A 19655-nucleotide genomic window follows, 5' to 3' on the forward strand; every position below is an offset into this window, starting at 1 on the left:
CTAACTCGAAACCTACGCCTTTTCCAGATATTAACGAAATGCTAGCGCAACTGCTGCTTGGTATCAAACGTGTACTCGATCAGGATGTTGTTGGGGTTTATGTTCACGGTTCCCTAGCACTGGGAGACTTCAACCGTGAAACGAGTGATGTTGATTTCCTGGTGGCAACTCGGATTGAACTGCCTGCAGAAAGGATTCCAGCCTTGGAACAAATGCATGCTGATCTGCGAAACCAGGGGTTCAAATGGGCTAGCAACATGGAAGGTTCCTATATTTCGTTGAACTTGCTGAAACGCTATGATCCAGAGCAATGTTGGCATCCTGCGTTGCGTTGTGACGGCAGCTTTGGTGTAGATGGGCATGCGAGCGATTGGATTATTCAGCGAGCCATCATTCGTGAACATGGCCTTACATTGTACGGCCCAGCACCAGATACTCTGATTGATCCTGTTGCACCAGCTGAGCTCAAAAAAGCCACGCAAGCGATTTTAAACGAATGGTGGGCCTTATTATTTGAGGATGCGTCACGCATCGACACGAGTGAATATCAAGCCTATGCCATTCTTACAATGTGCAGATGCTTGTACACGATAGATGAAGGGCTTGTCGCCTCGAAGCCTGCCGCAGCCCAGTGGATGATTGATACACATGGAAGCAAGTGGGAGTCGCTGATCCGGCAAGCCCTGGCATGGCGCAGGGGAGATGAGCTGAACGCAATCGATGAAACGTTGGCCTTTGTCAGGTATACCCTTGATTACGCTGAAAAATAATAAAAGTCCCTTTTCCATCTGGATATGGAAGGGGACTTTTGCTTTTATTTTTACTCCATCTGATATTCTTTCATTTTGTTATAAAGGGTGCCTCGGGAAATGCCTAACAGCTTGGCGGCTGCGCTTTTATTTCCTGCTGTCTTGGCAAGCGCTTCTTCGATGAGTGTGATTTCTTCCTCGTCCGATACCTTAGCTTTCAATAAGACGGCTGCGGAATCTCCTTCAAAAGAGGCTAGGCTAGGCTGGCCCTCTTGCAGGGCTGTAGGCAGATGCTCCAGTTGGATCATATCCTCATCACTAAGAATGACGCAGCGCTCGATGACATTTTTTAATTCTTGTATATTTCCAGGCCAAGTATAGTTCGTGAGCGCCAAAATGACTTCTGGGGAAAGCACGGGAACCGGCTTCTGATATTGCAAAGAAAACTGCTTTAGATACATATGAACCATGGCAGGAATATCTTCCGTTCTATCGCGTAAAGGCGGAATTCGGATGGAAATAACATTAAGCGCATAGTACAGATCAGCGCGGAATTCCTGAGTTACCAGCTTAGCTGCCAGATCCTGCGTAGTTGCAATGATAATCCGCGTGCGAACTCGAATGGGTTGGCTTCCTCCCGAACGGACAATGGTTTGCTGCGTGATAGAGTGGTAGAGCTTGGCTTGAAGATCAAGCGGAAGCTTCTCGACCTCATTAATGAATAAAGTGCCGTCTTTGGCTAGCTCCAATTTCCCGGCTTCCCCTGTGTCACTCCCTGTAAAAGCGCCGCCTTGATAGCCGAATAATTCAGCCTCAAGCAGCCCCGCGGGCACAATGCCGCAATTGAGTGTCAAGAAAGGATGCTCGGACCGCGAGCTAGACTGATGAATAATATGAGCCAGCTGCTCCTTTCCGACGCCCGATTCTCCAATGAGGAGGACGGGTGTTTCTGTTGCGGCTACCTTTTTGGCCCACCCAATGACTTTGCCGATTGCAGGACCTTTGCCTTTGATCAAAGTAAATAAATCTTCAGTTTGTTCTTTATTAGGAAGTCCGAAGGACTCAGCAGATGTTAACTGTTCATTTAATCTCACCAGCTGTGTAATATCCTGTTCAGTCGCAATACCGCCAATGATATGTCCTTGGGCATCCCTAATCGGGGAGGCGTTAATAAGCACATGTGTGTCTGGGCGCGGTCGGTGATAGGTATTACGAATCACGCGGCCTTCGTCCAAAATTTTGAGCACCATTAGGGTTTCTACGTCAAAATGCTCACCAATCCGCTTCCCTAAAATATCTTCGCTCGGAAGCTGATACAGCTCTTCGGCAACTGTATTCCAGCAGATCACACCGCCGTCTCGATCAACGACTGTGACAGCATCAGTAACGGTGTCAGCAAGGGCGGTGAAGTATGATGCCCACTTTTGCTGTTCTAGAGCTGCAGTACGGAAAAGGCCAGACAAAGAAGAGTATCCCCGTATGTTCCCTTCTTTATCCTTAATCAGAAGAGGTCGATTCGATACTGGCGGCAGAGGAATGCTGCTTGGCTGGCCTTCGTTATCGTCCAATTGCACAGATTCTGCAAGAAAAAAGGAGCTCTTCTCCAATAAAGCCTTGACGTTCACAGCGGATAATGCAGGCAGAAGCGCGGCGTCTTCCGGCGTAAATAAACAGGTGTGGATTTCCGAATGGGCAATAACAGCCGTGCCTTTATTTAAATAGGAGGAAACTTCTTCGAGTGTTGCTTCTATAGAGATGGTAACTATCGCGGTGTTTAACAGAAAGTGTTCATTTTTGAACATAGTCGACCTCATTTATGGAGCATTGATTTGCTATAAATTTACCACGAAGCTAATGGCGATTCAACACGTTCTGCAAGGGCAGCGAGTATGATAGGAGTATAGTTGATAATGTGTTCAAAATTATGAAAAATATACACATAAACAAATAGTGTTCAAAATATATTTTATAGTGTACAATAAAAACATGAATTAAACACTATTGTACAAATTCCTTTGGAGGAATAACACAGATGGAACTCATGATGAGAAACATGTTTCAATCTTTAGGGAAGAGCCGCACCGCGAATCGCTTAGCGAAGCGATATGGATTACGCTTTGGCGCCGCACGTTTTGTTGCCGGTGAGACCATTCAGCAATCTATTACTGCTGTGCGCGGACTCAATCAGGATGGCCGTGTTGCCACACTGGATCATTTAGGGGAGTTTGTTTTCAGCGAAGCGGAAGCCTTGGAATCTGCGGATATGTGTATCCAAACCTTAGATGCCATCGCCCAATCAGGCGTCACATCCAATTTATCTCTAAAAATGACCTCGCTTGGTCTAGACATAAGTAGAGATTTGTGTGTAAGCAATATGAGACGGATTCTTGACCGCGCTCGCATGCACGGCAATTTTGTCCGGATTGATATGGAAGATTATGCGCACTGCCAAATTTCTTTGGACATTTATCGTGAGCTTCGAAAAGACTACGACAACGTAGGTATCGTTATTCAAGCCTATTTGTTCCGCACGATGAAGGATATGGACGATTTGCATGAGCTTGGCGCGAACTTGCGTCTTGTGAAAGGGGCGTACAAGGAATCCCCGCAGGTTGCTTTTCCAGAGAAAAGTGCTGTTGATGATAACTACAAAAAAATAATTCAAAAGCATTTGCTAAACGGCCATTATACGGCGATTGCCAGCCATGATGAAGCGATTATCAATTTTACAAAGGATTTTGCTAGAACGAATGGGATTTCAGGCGATCAGTTTGAGTTCCAGATGCTGTACGGGATTTGTGAAGAATTGCAGAAGCAATTAGTGAAAGAAGGATACCGGGTACGCATCTATGTTCCTTACGGTGTGGATTGGTTCGGTTATTTCATGAGAAGGCTAGCAGAACGTCCAGCCAATGTCTGGTTTGTTCTTAAAAATATGTTTAAATAAACTTCCCACTCGGAGAGGAGAAATAACATGACAACATTTACAAAGGTGAGCCCCTACGCGAATGAGCCGTTTACAGATTTTAACCTTGAGGCAAATAAAAAGGCCATGCAGGCAGCTATTTCGAAAGTAAAAGAGGAAATGGGCCGCGAGTATCCGCTCCACATCGGGTCGGAGAAAGTAACGACTGAAGCGAAAATTACTTCCATTAACCCAGGTAATGTGGATGAAATTATCGGTTACGTAAGCAAAGCGGACCAAGCTCTTTCAGAAAAGGCGATGAACGTTGCGCTTGAAACCTTTGAGTCTTGGAAAAAGGTTCCGGCAAGAGAGCGTGCCGAATACTTGTTCAAAGCTGCGGCACTGATGCGTGCTCGCAAGCATGAATTCTCAGCGTTGATGTTGCTTGAATCCGGCAAAAACTACGTGGAAGCCGATGTTGATACGGCAGAAGCGATTGATTTCATCGAGTTTTATGCGCGTGAAATGATTCGCCTGAGTGAAATTAACGAGACGCAGCCACTAGTCAAAATTCCAGGTGAAAACAACAAACTAACGTACATCCCACTAGGTGTTGGCGTTATTATTCCTCCTTGGAATTTCCCGCTTGCGATCTGTGTGGGGATGACGATGGCGGCTGTTGTATCCGGTAATACCGTTCTGCTTAAACCAGCTTCCACGACGCCAGTGATTGCGCACAAATTTGTTGCGCTCATGGAAGAAGTGGGACTGCCAGCAGGCGTCATCAACTTCATTCCGGGCAGCGGTGCTGAGGTTGGGGACTACTTAACGACTCATCCGAAAACGCGGTTTATCTCCTTCACAGGCTCCAAAGAAGTAGGATTACGCATCAACAAGCTTGCCGCTGATACCGTTCCGGGTCAAATTTGGATTAAGCGCGTTGTAGCTGAAATGGGTGGCAAAGATGGTATCGTCGTAGACGAAACAGCTGATCTTAACGCGGCTGCAGCGGCAATCGTGGCATCGGCTTTTGGATTTCAAGGGCAAAAGTGTTCCGCTGGTTCCAGAGCGATCATTGTGGAGTCCGTATATGACGAAGTGGTTGAAAAAGTCGTTGCTTTAACGAACCAAATTCAAAGTGGTTTGCCAGAGCTTAATTTTGCGGCAGGTCCAGTTATTGATAAAACTTCTTACGAGCGGATTCTGGATTACATCGAAGTTGGTAAAAACGAAGGAACACTTCTGGCTGGCGGCGGCAAAGCTGAAGGCAACGGTTACTACATTCAGCCTACCGTATTCGGCGATGTAAGCGGTAAAGCTCGCATTATGCAGGAAGAAATCTTCGGGCCAGTTCTGGCCATCGCGAAAGCGGAGGATTGGAAAGAAGCTATCGCGATGTACAACGATACGGAGTTTGGTTTGACGGGATCGTACTTCTCCACCAACGAAGAGCGTATCTCTGAAGCGCTTGACACTGTACATTGCGGCAACTTGTACATTAACCGCAAATGCACGGGCGCTTTGGTTGGTGTTCATCCTTTCGGCGGCTTTAACATGTCGGGAACAGACTCCAAAGCAGGCGGTAATGATTACCTGCTGCTCTTCACGCAAGCGAAGCTGACATCTCGCAAGGTGTAATAAAGATGAAAGACGGACGAATGTGTCCGTCTTTTTTGTTGTCTTGAGGGGCTCTGCATTCCCCTCCAGGCGCCTAGCCCCCGCTATTCGCAGAAATAGCGGACCGTAGTTCCGCTAAGTTGGCTGGGTAGCCAACTTAGCTCTGGTGTGAGGTCGAACCTCTCCACCATACACGTCAGTAACGCTGAGTTCTCAGCGTTACGCGTTCTAACCCCATGAGAATTCGCTGATTTCGCGCTCTTAGACCAGTTAAACAACGGAGGAGTCGTCAACGCCTCCAAACGCTTCCATCCTCCCGCGGATGGGAACTAAAGGGCGCTATTTCTATGAAAAGCGCCCTTTTACGCGCTGAGGGGAACTAGGGTCCGTTATTCCCTCAGATTTGGCTGAAATTCAGCCAAATACGAAGAAATAAGGACCTGTAGTTCCCGCAAGCTGCCTAGCCCCCGCTATTCGCAGAAATAGCGGACCGTAGTTCCGCTAAGTTGGCTTGGCAGCCAACTTAGCTCTGGTGTGAGGTCGAACCTCTCCACCAAACACGTCAGTAACGCTGAGTTCTCAGCGTTACGCGTTCTAACCCCATGAGAATTCGCTGATTTCGCGCTCTTAAACCAGTTAAACAACGGAGGAGTCGTCAACGCCTCCAAACGCTTCCATCCTCCCGCGGATGGGAACTACAGGGCGCTATTTCTTCGAAATGCGCCCTTTTACGCGCTGAGGGGAACTAGGGTCCGCTATTTCCTCAGATTTGGCTGAAATTCAGCCAAATACGAAGAAATAAGGACCTGTAGTTCCCGCAAGCTGCCTAGCCCCCGCTATTCGCAGAAATAGCGGACCGTAGTTCCCCTCCAAGCGCCTAACCCCCGCTATTCACAGAAATAGCGGACCGTAGTTCCGCTAAGTTGGCTTGGCTGCGAAGTTAGGCTTCCGCCTAACTCTTACAAATTCAACCGGTACATACGTGCTCGCGTATGCCCGCTCGAGACGAGTAACAGCTGCTTTTCGCACAAGCCATGCAAAAGCTTTCTGGCATATCTAGTGCTCACTTGAAGATGGGAGGCTAAGTCGGAAGGGGAGAGGGGGCGCATCATTCGCCTTGCGAATCGAATCGCTTCGCTTTCGACCCAAGTGAGGTGCTCTAGAGTATGGGCGGAGGAGATGAATCTGCCCACCAAGGAGAGAACAAGCTGTTGACACAGCTTTGGCGACTCTATGATTGACGGATAGGCGATAGGCATAACCAGCCAGCCGTCCAATGCAAGATGGCAATGTCTCTGGCAAAGATCTTTGAAGCGCCAAAGTTCAAGATCCCGAGCATGTGAGCTGTAACCTTGGATTTCAATTGCTCCTCTGGCATCGCCAGGCATGTAAGCAAAGTCCAAGTAACGATACCCATTAGTAAAGTCGCGCACTTCCCATTCCGGATATAGATTGTCAAAGTGTCCGATAACCGGGAACCACACAGCACGGAGAAATTCCATTTCCGCATGTCCTAGTCCTTGCTCCAATCGCTCCCGTCTGCGCCCATTGGTTTCCTCAGCAATCTGTGAAGTCATGAAATCTTCAAAGGCTTTCTCAAATCTCATTAATAATCCCATCTTTCTCTACTAGAATTTTGCTGGGATAAAACGCAAAACGCCGCTTTCACCTGTTCGTCAAGGAGAGGACTCCTGCGAACTTAGATGAAAGCGGCGTGTGCTTCACGACCAGCTTGTATAATTAATTCAAGTATAACGGAGACAAGATTGTTCTGCCAGTCTTTTCTTAGGAACTACAGGGCGTTATTTCTACGAAATGCGCCTTTTCCTCGTCGAGGGGGAACTAGGGTCCGTTATTTCCTCACATTTGGCTCAAACTCAGCCAAATGCGAAGAAATAACGTCCTGTAGTTCCCCTCCACACGAGCAACCCCCGCTGTTTTAAGAAATAGCGCACCGTAGTTCCCACAACGCCCGCCTACAAAGGCAAATCCCGTCGGCGAAACAGCACAACCCCTGCTACAAAAGCCACAACGCCAATGGCAGCCAATATCGACCAAGCAAGCCCAATTTCCGCCTCGCCAACAATGATCCCACTCGGATCATAAAGCGAAAAGTAGCTCAGGCTGCGCAGCCAATCAATTTTCTCGCTTAGCTTACCGATAAAATCCAAAGAGAAAAATCCAAACGTCAGTACTGCGGAGATACGGAGCGCCTTTTTCTCATCATTTGCCACCGACGAGACGAGAAAGGCGATGCCGCCGACTGCGAAAAACAGCAAGAACGCCGCGACGTTCATTCGAAGATAAGCCGCGCCGTGAAAGGCGCTTAAATTTCCGATAAACAGAGCATACCCCGCAAAACCGCACAACGTCGTGACTGCCATGATCGTCACAAGCCCTGTCACAAGCACAGCGGCCTGTGTCAAAGCGACTTTGCCGCGAGTCGTAGGCGCTATGAGCAAATAAGCCATCGCACCTTGGTCTACGAGCTTCGCCATTAACTGAGTGGAGAACAGAATACAGAAGATGGCTACGATCAGAACGAGCAGCAAGCCGTAATATTCTCCGGAGATGAACCCCTCCACAGTCCCAAAGCCGCTGCCTAAATTGAAGGCGTTGGTAATGCTCGCAGGCAGGGACTTTATCAACTCATTCAGCGCTTCGTTATTCCCCGCGAAGCTTGGAAACAACCAAAACATAAGCAAGATATAGAAAGCTGATCCGAATGCATAATTGATCATGCCTTTGAAATGAATCTTCATCATATGTTTATAGAGTGCGACATTCATTGTAAAGCCCCCTTCCGGTCGTAGTAGTTCATGAACACGTCTTCGAGGCTTTGTGTAAACACATCGAGGTTGCGAATCGCGTACTTCGACGTTTCCGCCAAGAAGTGAGCGTACTCACCCTGAACAGCCACCCGCACCCGGCTGCCTTCGATAGATTCGATCACCAAGCCGGACGTCCTAATAAATACTTCCGCATCTGCCGCCTGTTCGAAAGTCACTTCGAACAATTTCCGCTGCATGGACTGCAGTTCATGGATGTCTTTGACGGTAAGGATTACACCATCCTTAATGATCGCTGCCCGGTCACATGTTCGCTCAATTTCGGGAAAGCTATGCGAAGACATCAGGAAGGTGGTGCCGCGTTCTTTTTCCTCCAGCACGAGGTTAATGAACACCTTTTGCATGAGTGGATCCAACCCGGAAGTCGGCTCATCCAAGATGATAACCTCTGGTTGATGCATGAATGCGGCTACGATGCCGACTTTTTGTTTCATGCCTTTTGACATTTTGCGAATGGGCGTCTTGACGTCGAACTGAAAGCGTTCGATAAGCTCATCTTGCCGTGCCAACTTCTTCATGCCCTGCATTTCAGCCATAAAATCCAAAAATGACTTCCCAGTCATTCCTTCTATAAAAGCAATTTCGCCCGGCAAATATCCTAGATACTTTTGAACAGTTCCTTGCTGGGTCCATGTATCCAGCCCGTGAGCCGTGACCGACCCTTTATCCGGCTTCATGAATCCCATGATATGCCTTATCGTCGTTGATTTCCCTGCGCCATTTGGCCCGAGAAAACCGAAAACCTCGCCTTTTTTAACTGAAAATGAGACATTGAAAATGCCTTTCCCGTTCGGGAACTTTTTGGTCAACTGCTCAACGGTCAACATGCACGGCCACCTCCGAAAACGTAAAGTTATGAAATATAACCGACATTTTATTTCAAAACTTATGTTACTCCTCCATGAACCCCTCGTCAATAACTTTTGAAATATTTTTATGCTATAATTTCATTATTCTAATAAACAGGTGATGTAAATGAACGGCTTTGAAAAAAGGGCCCAGCAAAAAAAACAAAGCATTATGCAGGCTGCACTGCACTTGCTCCAAACGACCGATCCCAAAAAACTGCGAATTGCCGATATTGCCGAGGAGGCCGGTGTTTCGCAGGTTACGATTTATAATTATTATGGCAGTAAAGAAGCGTTGGTAAGAGAAGCAATTATGGATTATATCCGGAAGACGATCAAGGAATTCGATGACTTTTTAGCTGGCAGTCATACGTTGAAAGAGAAGATTGAATATATCATTTTTCAAAAAAAGGAATCGTCCAAAACCTTCAGTTTGCAGATGATGAAGGAGATCTGGCAGGGGGACCCGGAATTGGCGCGCTTCGTTAGAGAAGAATATATGGCGAAAGGCATTCCACTTGTGATCAAGCTTATTGAAGATGGCAAGAGAAATGGCGAGATCACCGAAAAACTCTCCACATCCACGATCATCATGTATATGCAAATGCTGACCAATCAAGCGGACACGATGCTTGAATATGCCGAGCAGCAGGGGAATATGGAAGTGCTGATCGAGGAGATGGCTCATTTGTTTTTCTACGGAATCGGAGCAGTCGCTCAGCCGTCGGATGTATCCTAATCCTTGCCATATTGCTCCAAAGGACTGGATTTGAGATAATGCACATAGGAAATTGATAAATTAGGAGATGGTTATTTTGTCTAAGTCCCAGAAAACGCTAGCATTTATTGGTTCCTATGCGGATTCAAGCAATCCAGGCGTGTATACCTGTCAATATGGAGAAAGTAATGGAAATCTCGAAATCCTTCACGAAGTGGAGGGTTTGCAAAATCCAACGTTTCTATCCGTCGATAAGGAAAATTGGAGGCTCTACGCTATATCCGAAGGGATTAACGAAAGCGGTCAACGCTGCGGAGCAGCAAGCTCTTATGAGATTGACACAGCTTCGGGGAAATTAGCCTTTTTGAACAATGAGATCACGCTTCCAGCGACCACTTGCCATATCCAGCTTGACCATTCGAATCAAGTGATTATGGTTTCAAGCTATCACGGGGGCATGGTAGGCTTGTCGCCGGTTGTAGCGGATGGGCGCATCGGTGAAAATGCAGATATTCAGCAGCATGCAGGGGCCAGTCTTTTGGATGTCCAGGATAGACCGCGTGCTCATTCCGTTTTCTTGGATCGTACGAATACCTATGTTGGCGTTTGTGATTTAGGTTTGGATAAAATAAAGCTGTACAAGCTCGATCTTGCTGTGAAAAAGCTGCATCCTCATGGTGAAGTGTCTGTTGCTCCAGGGTCAGGACCGCGGCATTTTGCCTTTCACCCGTCCTACAAATACGGGTACGTAATCAATGAATTAGGCTCCACTGTGACAGCGTTTAGCTTCAAGGAGGAGCAGGGCGTGCTTACTGAAATCCAAACGATTTCTACGCTTCCCGAGGCGTTCGAAGGTGAAAATGCCTGCGCGGACATTCACGTATCTCCTGACGGAAAGTATCTATACGGCTCGAATCGCGGGCATGACAGCATCGTTGTGTACGCTATTGATGCGGATACGGGGAAATTGACTCCAGTCGAATATGCACCTACGCTTGGAAAACATCCGCGTAATTTTGCCATTTCACCAGACGGGGCCCATCTTTTAGTCGCTAACAAAGACTCGGATAACATTGTATCGTTCGCAAGAGATGCGGCAACTGGGAAACTCCAGCCAACCGGAAGCGTGCTGACGCTGTCTAAACCGGTATGCATCAAATTTGCAATTGTAGAATAACATGACACCGTACACGGAACGCGTTATCGAAATTATCCGTGCTATCCCTGAAGGCAAAGTGATGACCTACGGACAGATTTCGCGGCTTGCGGGAAGCCCCAGAGGAGCCCGCCAAGTGGTGCGGATTTTACATGCGATGAGCAAAAAGTATAAGCTGCCATGGCATAGAGTCGTTAATGCGAAAGGGGAAATCGCAATCCCAGATGATGAAGGATCGGAGCTGCAAAGCTTTTTACTTCAAGCAGAAGGCATTGAACTCATCGAAGATCGCTTAATCTCGCTTGAACGCTATCAGGCTCACTTGGAAGAAAATACATAAGCTGTAACATAACCAGCCTCATTTCTTGCAACAATAAGAAGTGAGGCTTTCGTATGTCAGAAGGAAACTGTAGAATCTTGTCGAAGTGTAAAGCACTAAGCTAAGCATTATCGGGGGTTATCATGAGTCAACATCAAGCGCTGCCATCATCGGTATATAATTTATTAACGATGCCGTCTAATCGCGCACAGCGGCGGTTTGCTTATATCATTGGGGCACTAGTAACCCTTATCTCTTTGTTTTCCGTGCCTTTTGTACGCATTCAGCTAGGAGAAATGGCTGCTTTTCAGCCAGCTATTTTCTCTACGGTCGTTTGCTTTGAACTCATTACCGCTTATGTGATATATAGTCAGTTCAAAATTTCCCGTTTACCTGCCGTGCTTGCCCTATTCGCAGCCTATTTGTTCTCGGCAGGAATGAGCTTAGTTTACATCCTCGCGTTCCCCCGAGTATTTGCTGACAATGGGGTGTTCAACTCGGGACCTCAGACGTCCGTTTGGTTGTATGCGCTTTGGCACCTAGGCTTTCCGCTGGCCATCCTGCTTTATTTGTGGCTAGATGCCACATATAGAAATGTGCGGTACAGTGCTCGACAAGCAAAGCTAGCCGGTTGGGCTACATTTATCGGTACAATCGTTTTGCTAGCTGTGTGTACCTTGTTTACGACGCATTACGTTGAACAGTTGCCAACTGTTTTGTCGCAAGGACAGTTGTCTCCCACGTTTGTTAAGCTTGTTGGGATCCCAATCGTTGTGCTTACGTTTATCACATTGCTGATTTTCTACATTCGGACTAAGGCTAGTACGGTAACCTCAATCTGGCTGTGCGTTGCTATCCTCGCGATGATGCTGGATGTCATCATTGTCCTTTGCGGCGGCGGACGTTTTAGTTTGGGCTGGTACGTAGCCAAGTGGAACTCCTTTGTATGCTCGAATGTTGTACTGGCCGGAATGATCTATGAGTTTTCGAAAATGTATCTGAACATGGCGGATCTTTTTAGAAAAGTAAAAGATAGCGAGTTTAGCTACAAAGTGCTTCTTGGAGAAAGTCAGCAGGCGGAGAGGACGATCTCCGAACAAAACACAATTATCGAGCAAATGCTGGAGTCCAGCCATGAAGCTATTGTCATGTGTGATACCGTAGGCAGAGTCATTTTTGCGAACCGGCGTGTGGAGCTTTTTTTTGAAAATCCGATAAACAAAGGGGATTGCTTGTCAACGTATTGCCAAGGCATGCGAACGTCAGATGCTGCATTTAACAACGTCGTTGAAGCCTATTTTAACCAAAATATACCGCCTTTTCTGAAAAGGATTTCAAGAGTATCGCTTTCCGGTGAAATGAAGCATTATGAATGCTACGTAAATCCGATAGTAGACGAGGGAGCAGACACGCTCAGGGGGCATTTATTTGGATTCAGGGACCGGACCGAGGAGGAGCGGATCGATGAAATGAAAAACGAGTTTGTCTCCATTATTTCCCATGAAATCCGAACTCCGCTGTCTTCCATTATGGGGTTTATTGAGATTTTGGCGACCCGCAGCGTCACAGAGGACAAGCGAGCCAAGTACGTGGAGACGATTCATAAAGAGTCTATGCGGTTATCCAATTTAATCAACGATTTTTTGGATTTGCAGCGATTGGATTCAGGTCGGCATGCCTTTCATTTTCAAATGTTGAACGCGGCGCATCTGATGGGCGAAATCGTAGATCAATGGCAGGGGAAAGACAATCATGAGATTGCACTGCACATCCTTGACGATAGCCCTTTTATTCATGGGGACGAAGAACGTCTGAAACAGGTTTTTCATAATCTGATCTCCAACAGCATTAAGTATTCTCCTAATGAATCGAAGATTGATGTGTATGTAGAACGTGAGAATGGCCATGTGCTCATAATAATCCAGGATTATGGACTCGGCATTCCAGCGGATGCGTTGGACAAATTATTTGCGAGATTCTATCGCGTGGATAATTCGGATCGCAGGAAAATCGGGGGCACGGGACTTGGACTTTCTATTGTCAAAGAAATTGTAGAAGCTCATCACGGTAAAGTGTTGGTGGACTCCGAACTGGGCAAGGGTTCTGTTTTCACTGTTCAATTTGATGCATATAAAGACGAGTCGCTTTCTAAATAAAATTCACGAAGAATCTGGCCTAGTGCCAGGTTCTTCTCATTTTCGCCCAAAAATTTGCAAAAAACAAGCAAAAGAGTTACAAAGTCTTTACAAGAGGAATAGACTATCTGTATCAATAGGCCATAGGACAGGAGGCATTTCGATGAATGAAAGAACCTTATATCTATTCGATGGCATTAATAAAAGCTCTGTGAAAACCATTGTCGAGCAAATCATGAAAATAAACCAATTTGATGATGACAAAGATAAGAAAGAAAAAGATTTTAAACGCGTTCCAATCGACGTTATTATTAATAGCAACGGGGGGAGCGTCTATGACGGTCTAGGCCTCATTAATGTGATTGAAAACAGTAAGACGCCTGTACACACCTACGTATATGGACTAGCTGCCAGTATGAGCTTGCTAATCGCTGTGAGTGGCCACAAAAGATATGCAGGCAGGCTTAGCACCTTCATGTATCATGCGGTTTCTACTCACATTGACGGTCATCTGGAATATTTGAAAAACCGGGTGGATGAAACACAGAGGCTGCAAAACATTTATGATGAATATCTCTTATCCAAGACGAAGCTAACACAGGATGAGATCCTTCGTGTTCAGGAGCATCAGCGAAATTGGTATATGAGTCCTGAGGAGGCTTTATCATATGGTGTGATTGATGAAATTGTATAGCAATTGGGGAGAGAAGCCTAGGGGATTCTCTTTTTCTTTGTTTTTTATCTCTTTTTGGTGTTTAATGAGAGAAAGAGAGAAGGCTGGCAGCGACAGCTGCCGTCAAGTGCAAAGGAGACCCAACTGTGTATAAAATTGTGTTTTTTGATATCGACGGTACACTTGTCAATGAGGAAAAACAGGTTCCTGCTTCAACGGTAACAGCTATTCATCAATTAAAGCAGCAAGGCATTGAACCGGTGATTGCTACCGGACGAGCCCCATATTTCATTAAGCCCTTGGCTGAGCAGCTCGGGATCGATTCCTATGTTTGTTTGAACGGGGGATATGCCGTATATCGGGGGGAGCCTCTGTACAGACGTATCATGGCCAAAAGCAGCATTGAGGCTTTGGTAAGATTGGCCGCGAAGTACAAACATTCCCTCGTATTCGAAGGGGAGCACCAGTTTTTTACGGACACGGAAGATCATCCATTCGTAACAGGATCCGTTTCTTCATTGAAGGTGGATTTGCCAGGTTATGACCCGGATTTCTGGAAAACGAATGATATTTATCAGATTTTCCTGCATTGCGAAGATACGGATGAGCATCTGTATGAAGAGCTTCAATCGGAATTTAAGCTCATTCGCTGGCATCAGCATGCCATCGATGTTTTGCCGGCAGGAGGTTCCAAAGCGCAAGGAATTGCAGCACTGCTTGAGCTCGTAGGTATTAAACCGGAAGAAGCGGTTGCATTTGGTGATGGCTTGAATGATATGGAAATGCTTTCCTTTGTTGGCATGGGCATCGCAATGGGGAACTCCCACAAGGATTTGCTTCCTTATGCTGATCATGTGACAACACACGTGGATGAAGATGGCGTTCGTAACGGACTTATAACAGCAGGATTGCTCTAACATCGAAAGAACAAGATCAGGGTGAAAACATATGAGAATAGCTTTTTTTGATTCAGGAATAGGCGGAATTTCCGTTCTACACGAAGCCATGAAGCAGTTGCCTCATGAGGATTTTCTTTACTTTGCGGATACGCTCCACGTGCCTTACGGGACGAAATCCAAGGATGAGGTCCTTTCTTTTGTGAAAAAAGCGGTGTATACCATCAGCAAGGAAGAGGTTAGTGCGCTTGTTATTGCTTGCAATACGGCTACGAGCATTGCTATCACTGAACTTCGCACCATATACGAAATGCCAATTATCGGCATGGAACCTGCGGTAAAGCCGGCGATTGCCATGAACCGCTCATCGGGCAAAAGAGTGCTTGTGCTCGCGACGCCGTTAACGCTCAAAGAGTCCAAGTATCGAGAACTTGTTTCCCGTGTCGATGATATGGGAATGGTGGATTCGCTGCCGATGCCGGAACTAGTCCAATTCTGTGAGCAATTAAATGTGGATAGCCAGCAAATCGTCGATTATTTCCATGCTCAATTAGCATCGTTCGATCTGAACATGTATGGTACGGTTGTTCTAGGATGTACGCATTTTCCTTTTTTTCGGCGTGTATTGAAAAGGGTTTTACCGGATCATATCCAGATTGTTGATGGAAGCGCAGGGACGGTGAACCGGCTGACGCAGCTGCTAGGCGATCAAGATCAACTGCTTGGTAAAGGACATTCCGATCTGAAATGGATGTGCTCGGATGCAGATCCAATGTACCTGGAGAAAATGCGGAAAGCGTTGCAGCTTTTTGAGGTAGTTGGGGTATAAGAGTTGAGTATGAGAACCCGAAAAGGGGCTGTCTTTAAGTAGATATATCTACTTAAAGACAGCCCCTTTTCGGGCTAACTAACTACACGCGAATCTCAAGCAGTTCGTAAGAAATAACACCCATTGGCGCATTTACGCTGATTGTATCGCCAACTTTTTTATTCATAAGTGAAACGCCTAGCGGGCTTTCGTAGGAAATTTTATTTTCATTGACATTCGCTTCCGAAGTACCAACGATTTTGTACTCAATTTTCTCGGCGAATTCTACATCATTAAGCACGACTGTCGATCCTACTTGGACTTTGGACGCATCAAGATTCGTTACAACACGTGCTTTCTTTAACATTCTTTCGATCGTCAAAACTCTGGTTTCCATGAAGCCCTGTTCTTCTTTGGCCGAATGGTATTCGCTGTTCTCTTTCAGATCACCGTAGCTAATGGCAGTTTTAATACGGCTTGCCAATTCTTTGCGTTTAACGGTTTTTAGTTCCTCAAGCTCAAGTTCTAAACTGCGTAATCCTTCGGGAGTTAGAATAATTTCGTCATTGGACATTTTTACAGCTCCTCATGTATTCGATACTTGTTATAGTACTAAAGTAGCGAGGTCAAGTAAAGTAATCGTAAAAAAGTAACTTTTAAGCAGGGGAGCGGGGAGGCCGTATAAAGTGTGGGATGAGCAGGTGCAAGGGTGTGAACGGCTAGCGGTGTCTTGAATTCAGCGTTATTGAGGTGTTTGGTGGGGAGGTTCGATCTTACAGCAGAGCCAAGTCGGCTTGCAGCCAAATTGGAGGAACTGCGGTCCGTTATTTCGACGAATAGCGGTGTTTTAGTGGTTTGGGGGAACTACAGGGCGTTATTTCTTTACATTTGGCTGAATGATAGCCAAAAGTGAAGAAATAGCATCCTCTAGTTCCCTACGCACGTAATAGGGCGTATTTCTGTAGAAATAGCGCCCTGTAGTTCCGCCGTAGAGTTCCATCCTGTTTCTTGGCATTTTCCCCTATCTTACCAATGGTTTAAAAACCTCAACATTAATTGATAGACAAGGCTTTCCTATCCTACTATACTACTGAAAGAGACATATATTTTCGGATAGTGTCGAAAAAAGGTTTACATAGTGTCAACTTTGTAATATCCATTTTACAACATATAGAAAGTGTGAACATCTTCATGAGAATAAACTCCAAAGTCATCTACATCACCTTAATTATCGTTATCCTGTTGCTGGTGACGAATAATACCTCTTATTATTGGTATACCAAATCACTGTTAACAGAAGCATTATCGATGAGGATGGAGTCGACAGCCAACCAAATACGAACTTCCATTGAACTGTCAGAGGAAGGTTCCTTCTTCGTGGAAGATTTAGTTGGAGAGAAGCTGCGCTCTGTCGCTCTTTTCGCCGCGAACAAGCTTGATCCAGATGTTGATAAAGTATCCAATGAACAATTGGTTCAGCTAGCCAAACAAGCGGGGGTCGATGGTTTTTCACTGATGAAGCGCAGTGGTGTTGGAAACGATATCATGGTTAGCAAGTCATCGGAACCCAAAGAACTTCAAATCAAAAGCACGATTCCTTTCGGCTACTGGTTTACCGCTTTCGATCAATTGATGACGAACCACCAGGTCACCATTCCTGAAGGTCAGAAGCTGCCTAATTTCTGGTCAGGCATTTACGAGGTTCCAGCTTCAGGGTCAAGTAATGTCAGTAAATTTGGTTATTATTACGATGGTTCAACCAATTATATTATCTGTGTGTTTGTGAATGCGGATAAAATTCAGCGTTTTAAAGAAATTGTAGGAGCCGATACGGTTGTAAAGAAAACGCTTGCTGCAAATCAGGATATTTTGGAAATTTCGGGTCTGCACGGGGTTACGTTTGGTACAAAGCCAATTGAGTACAAAGGCAGTGACGGCGCATCTTTCATATCGGTGTATGATCGGCCGCTGCTGTTTGGTTCGTACAACATCTCCAATGACAAAGATTTGAAATATTATAAAGAGTCCATTGAAAATAATAAACCGGTCAGCGTTGTTGAAAGTTGGAATGGTAAGCCGATTCTCAAAACGTTTGTCTACGTTCCCGTTAAGAACAAACTGACCGAAATCCAACGAGAAGTACCCTACGTCATCTCAATTACGTCGGATTATCAGACGATTCAAGACACTTTAAACAAACAGCTCGTTCAGCTTATGCTTATCGTTGTTCTGTTTACCGTCTGCAGCTGCATCTTTATTTATTTTGTATTCCGGTTTATTACCAAAAGCCGTGAAACCGCGGTTCAATCCACGCAAGAAATGTACATTCAAAATGTGGATTTGATGTTTGCTACGATACGCAGTCAGCGGCATGACTTTTTAAATCATGTGCAGACCATGTATGCGCTGCTTGCGAATGGCAAAAAGGAAGACCAGATGAAGTATATGAAAGAGTTGCTGGAAGAAATCAACGAAGTGAACGATATTATTCGTATTGGCCATCCAGCGATCGCAGCTTTGATCCAAGCGAAGTTTGCGCTTGCTATGCGGACGAAAATTGATTTTCATTATGAATTTACGGGACTTGATGGCTTAGCTTTAGGGGTAAAATCCGTGGATCTCGTGAAAATTATCGGAAATTTGATTGATAATGCTTTTGACGAGGTTAATAAATTCCCGCCAGGCGAACGCGAGGTTATTGTGAACGGATGGTCAGAGTCGAATCAAGTGACGATATCAGTCTCCAATCCCGTACTTCCGGATTTCCAAGTAGAGGACTACAATCAAATGTTTACGATCGGCTACAGCACCAAGGGTGATGGCGAGCATCAAGGTTTAGGTTTGTCAGTCGTAAAGGAGCGAATTGAGCACTACAAAGGGACGATCGAAGTGTGTGTAGAAGATGGATGGATTTGCTTTAAAATATCAATACCAATGCAGTAAACATAAAGCCCCTTCCTTTCTGTTTAGGCAGAGAGGAAGGAGCTTTTTTATAAGATGGGGTACACATAAAGCATAAAAGGGATCAGCAAGGTGATTGCCAGAAGCAACCAACGGAATACGGTTTCACTCGCAGATCCCGTATCAATGGCGATGAATTTCGGCAGCAGACGGATTTTCATAGGGAGCGGCCAAAATAATTGGATGCCCCGCTCATTGAGCAAATCAATAAGGGGATGCGATGCGTAAGCCACGGTGAAGACCCAGAAGTACAAGGGTGACATCGGCAATGAGATCATCATTAGTAAAAGTATAAAGATAATAGAGTGGGTTAGCGTCCGATGGCGCACCTTCAGGATTCGAAGCAGGGCTGATAACGGGAATAGAACTTTGGCCATCGTTGAGCCCGGCTTATCGACATCAGCCAGCGTCCCTGCCAGGCAGCCCAGCAAAAGGGCTCCAGCCGTGTCCCATGAAAAAAAACTTACATCTTGGTAAGCGAGTACGAGTTCTGCCGATATGAATCCGGCAATACTGTGTGTTTTTTGCAGCATAAATTAACCCCTAAGTCTATTTTATTTATAACTGTATAGTATTCGGAGCTGAAACGATTTTTAAGTCGGAATTCGAGATTAGGGTGTCTGGAACTAGGAGTAGTTACCTACCATGAGTCAATAAAGTGGGTCTAAGTAGTCTACGAGCACTTTTTGAATATAGTTTTATACGTTATAATAGACATATAGTTGAAATAGTGAAGGAGCTAACTCCGATGCCAGTCTTTAATGCCATAGAAACAATCGTCGTTAATATGTTTGATGAGTTTCAGAAAAAATACGAATTGAAATGCGATTGCAATAAGTGTAAAGATGATATGCTAGCTTTGGTGTTAAACAAAATCCCGCCTAGATATACGTCAAGTGAAAAGGGAGCTTTGTTTGTTAAAGGCTTGTACATAAGTCCGCAGCTGCAGTCCGATGTCATGCGTGAATTAATGGAAGCTGCGAATATTGTCGCTGATCATCAACATCATGAAGTCTAGCAA

18 protein-coding genes are annotated in these 19655 nt (G+C 45.6%); 12 read left to right on the forward strand and 6 right to left on the reverse strand.

The annotated features are described in order from the left end of the window. Positions 1–38: 38 nt before the first annotated feature. Positions 39–770: an aminoglycoside adenylyltransferase domain-containing protein gene (locus AC58UW_RS19970; protein ID WP_497422363.1), complete on the forward strand. Its 732-nt coding sequence runs from the start codon at positions 39–41 to the stop codon at positions 768–770. Between the two features lie 50 nt (positions 771–820). Here AC58UW_RS19970 and AC58UW_RS19975 read toward each other — a convergent pair whose 3' ends face one another. Next, entirely contained in the window at positions 821–2551 is a 1731-nt protein-coding gene (locus AC58UW_RS19975) for a sigma-54 interaction domain-containing protein (RefSeq protein WP_497422364.1), read from the reverse strand. Between the two features lie 230 nt (positions 2552–2781). Between AC58UW_RS19975 and AC58UW_RS19980 the strand changes: the two genes are divergently transcribed. After that, positions 2782–3696, forward strand: coding sequence for a proline dehydrogenase family protein (locus AC58UW_RS19980; RefSeq protein WP_497422365.1), 915 nt, complete (start codon positions 2782–2784; stop codon positions 3694–3696). 27 nt (positions 3697–3723) lie between these two features. Beyond that, positions 3724–5292 carry an L-glutamate gamma-semialdehyde dehydrogenase gene (gene pruA / locus AC58UW_RS19985; RefSeq protein ID WP_497422366.1) on the forward strand — a complete coding sequence of 523 codons (1569 nt, stop codon included), beginning with the start codon at positions 3724–3726 and terminating at the stop codon, positions 5290–5292. Positions 5293–6230: 938 nt separating this feature from the next. Here the strand turns inward: pruA and AC58UW_RS19990 are convergent. The 3 genes from AC58UW_RS19990 to AC58UW_RS20000 form a co-directional block, all read right to left on the reverse strand. After that, positions 6231–6878, reverse strand: coding sequence for a transcriptional regulator (locus tag AC58UW_RS19990; RefSeq protein WP_497422367.1), 648 nt, complete (start codon positions 6876–6878; stop codon positions 6231–6233). A 369-nt stretch (positions 6879–7247) separates the two neighbouring features. Further along, positions 7248–8060 (reverse strand): ABC transporter permease subunit, encoded by an 813-nt coding sequence (locus AC58UW_RS19995; protein ID WP_497422368.1) that lies wholly within the window; start codon positions 8058–8060, stop codon positions 7248–7250. Further along, complete coding sequence (locus tag AC58UW_RS20000; protein ID WP_497422369.1) at positions 8057–8947, reverse strand: ABC transporter ATP-binding protein; 891 nt, start codon at positions 8945–8947, stop codon at positions 8057–8059. The genes AC58UW_RS19995 and AC58UW_RS20000 overlap by 4 nt, the downstream gene beginning before the upstream one ends. Before the next feature lie 148 nt (positions 8948–9095). Here AC58UW_RS20000 and AC58UW_RS20005 point away from each other — a divergent pair, with 148 nt between their 5' ends. The 7 genes from AC58UW_RS20005 (at position 9096) to murI (ending at position 15694) form a co-directional block, all read left to right on the forward strand. Beyond that, positions 9096–9707 (forward strand): TetR/AcrR family transcriptional regulator, encoded by a 612-nt coding sequence (locus tag AC58UW_RS20005; protein WP_497422370.1) that lies wholly within the window; start codon positions 9096–9098, stop codon positions 9705–9707. Between the two features lie 67 nt (positions 9708–9774). Continuing rightward, positions 9775–10863: a lactonase family protein gene (locus AC58UW_RS20010; protein WP_497422371.1), complete on the forward strand. Its 1089-nt coding sequence runs from the start codon at positions 9775–9777 to the stop codon at positions 10861–10863. 1 nt (position 10864) lies between these two features. Then, complete coding sequence (locus AC58UW_RS20015; protein ID WP_497422372.1) at positions 10865–11182, forward strand: MGMT family protein; 318 nt, start codon at positions 10865–10867, stop codon at positions 11180–11182. A gap of 122 nt (positions 11183–11304) precedes the next feature. Next, positions 11305–13317, forward strand: coding sequence for an MASE4 domain-containing protein (locus AC58UW_RS20020; RefSeq protein ID WP_497422373.1), 2013 nt, complete (start codon positions 11305–11307; stop codon positions 13315–13317). Positions 13318–13459: 142 nt separating this feature from the next. Beyond that, positions 13460–13990 carry an ATP-dependent Clp protease proteolytic subunit gene (locus AC58UW_RS20025; RefSeq protein WP_497422374.1) on the forward strand — a complete coding sequence of 177 codons (531 nt, stop codon included), beginning with the start codon at positions 13460–13462 and terminating at the stop codon, positions 13988–13990. Between the two features lie 125 nt (positions 13991–14115). Beyond that, positions 14116–14886 carry a Cof-type HAD-IIB family hydrolase gene (locus AC58UW_RS20030; protein WP_497422375.1) on the forward strand — a complete coding sequence of 257 codons (771 nt, stop codon included), beginning with the start codon at positions 14116–14118 and terminating at the stop codon, positions 14884–14886. A 31-nt stretch (positions 14887–14917) separates the two neighbouring features. Continuing rightward, a complete protein-coding gene (murI, locus tag AC58UW_RS20035; RefSeq protein ID WP_497422376.1) occupies positions 14918–15694 on the forward strand; it encodes a glutamate racemase in 777 nt (258 codons plus the stop codon). A gap of 82 nt (positions 15695–15776) precedes the next feature. Here the strand turns inward: murI and greA are convergent, their stop codons facing one another. Next, positions 15777–16247, reverse strand: coding sequence for a transcription elongation factor GreA (gene greA / locus AC58UW_RS20040; RefSeq protein ID WP_497422377.1), 471 nt, complete (start codon positions 16245–16247; stop codon positions 15777–15779). Between the two features lie 617 nt (positions 16248–16864). Between greA and AC58UW_RS20045 the strand changes: the two genes are divergently transcribed. After that, entirely contained in the window at positions 16865–18616 is a 1752-nt protein-coding gene (locus tag AC58UW_RS20045; protein ID WP_497422378.1) for a sensor histidine kinase, read from the forward strand. A 47-nt stretch (positions 18617–18663) separates the two neighbouring features. On the opposite strand, the gene AC58UW_RS20050 is transcribed toward AC58UW_RS20045, so the two are convergent. Next, the gene (locus tag AC58UW_RS20050; RefSeq protein ID WP_497422379.1) at positions 18664–19167 is read right to left on the reverse strand and encodes a metal-dependent hydrolase; all 504 of its coding nucleotides are present in this window, start codon (positions 19165–19167) and stop codon (positions 18664–18666) included. A gap of 215 nt (positions 19168–19382) precedes the next feature. Between AC58UW_RS20050 and AC58UW_RS20055 the strand changes: the two genes are divergently transcribed. Beyond that, positions 19383–19652, forward strand: coding sequence for a late competence development ComFB family protein (locus tag AC58UW_RS20055; RefSeq protein ID WP_497422380.1), 270 nt, complete (start codon positions 19383–19385; stop codon positions 19650–19652). Positions 19653–19655 lie beyond the last annotated feature (3 nt).

This window comes from Paenibacillus sp. J22R160 (assembly GCF_059692135.1).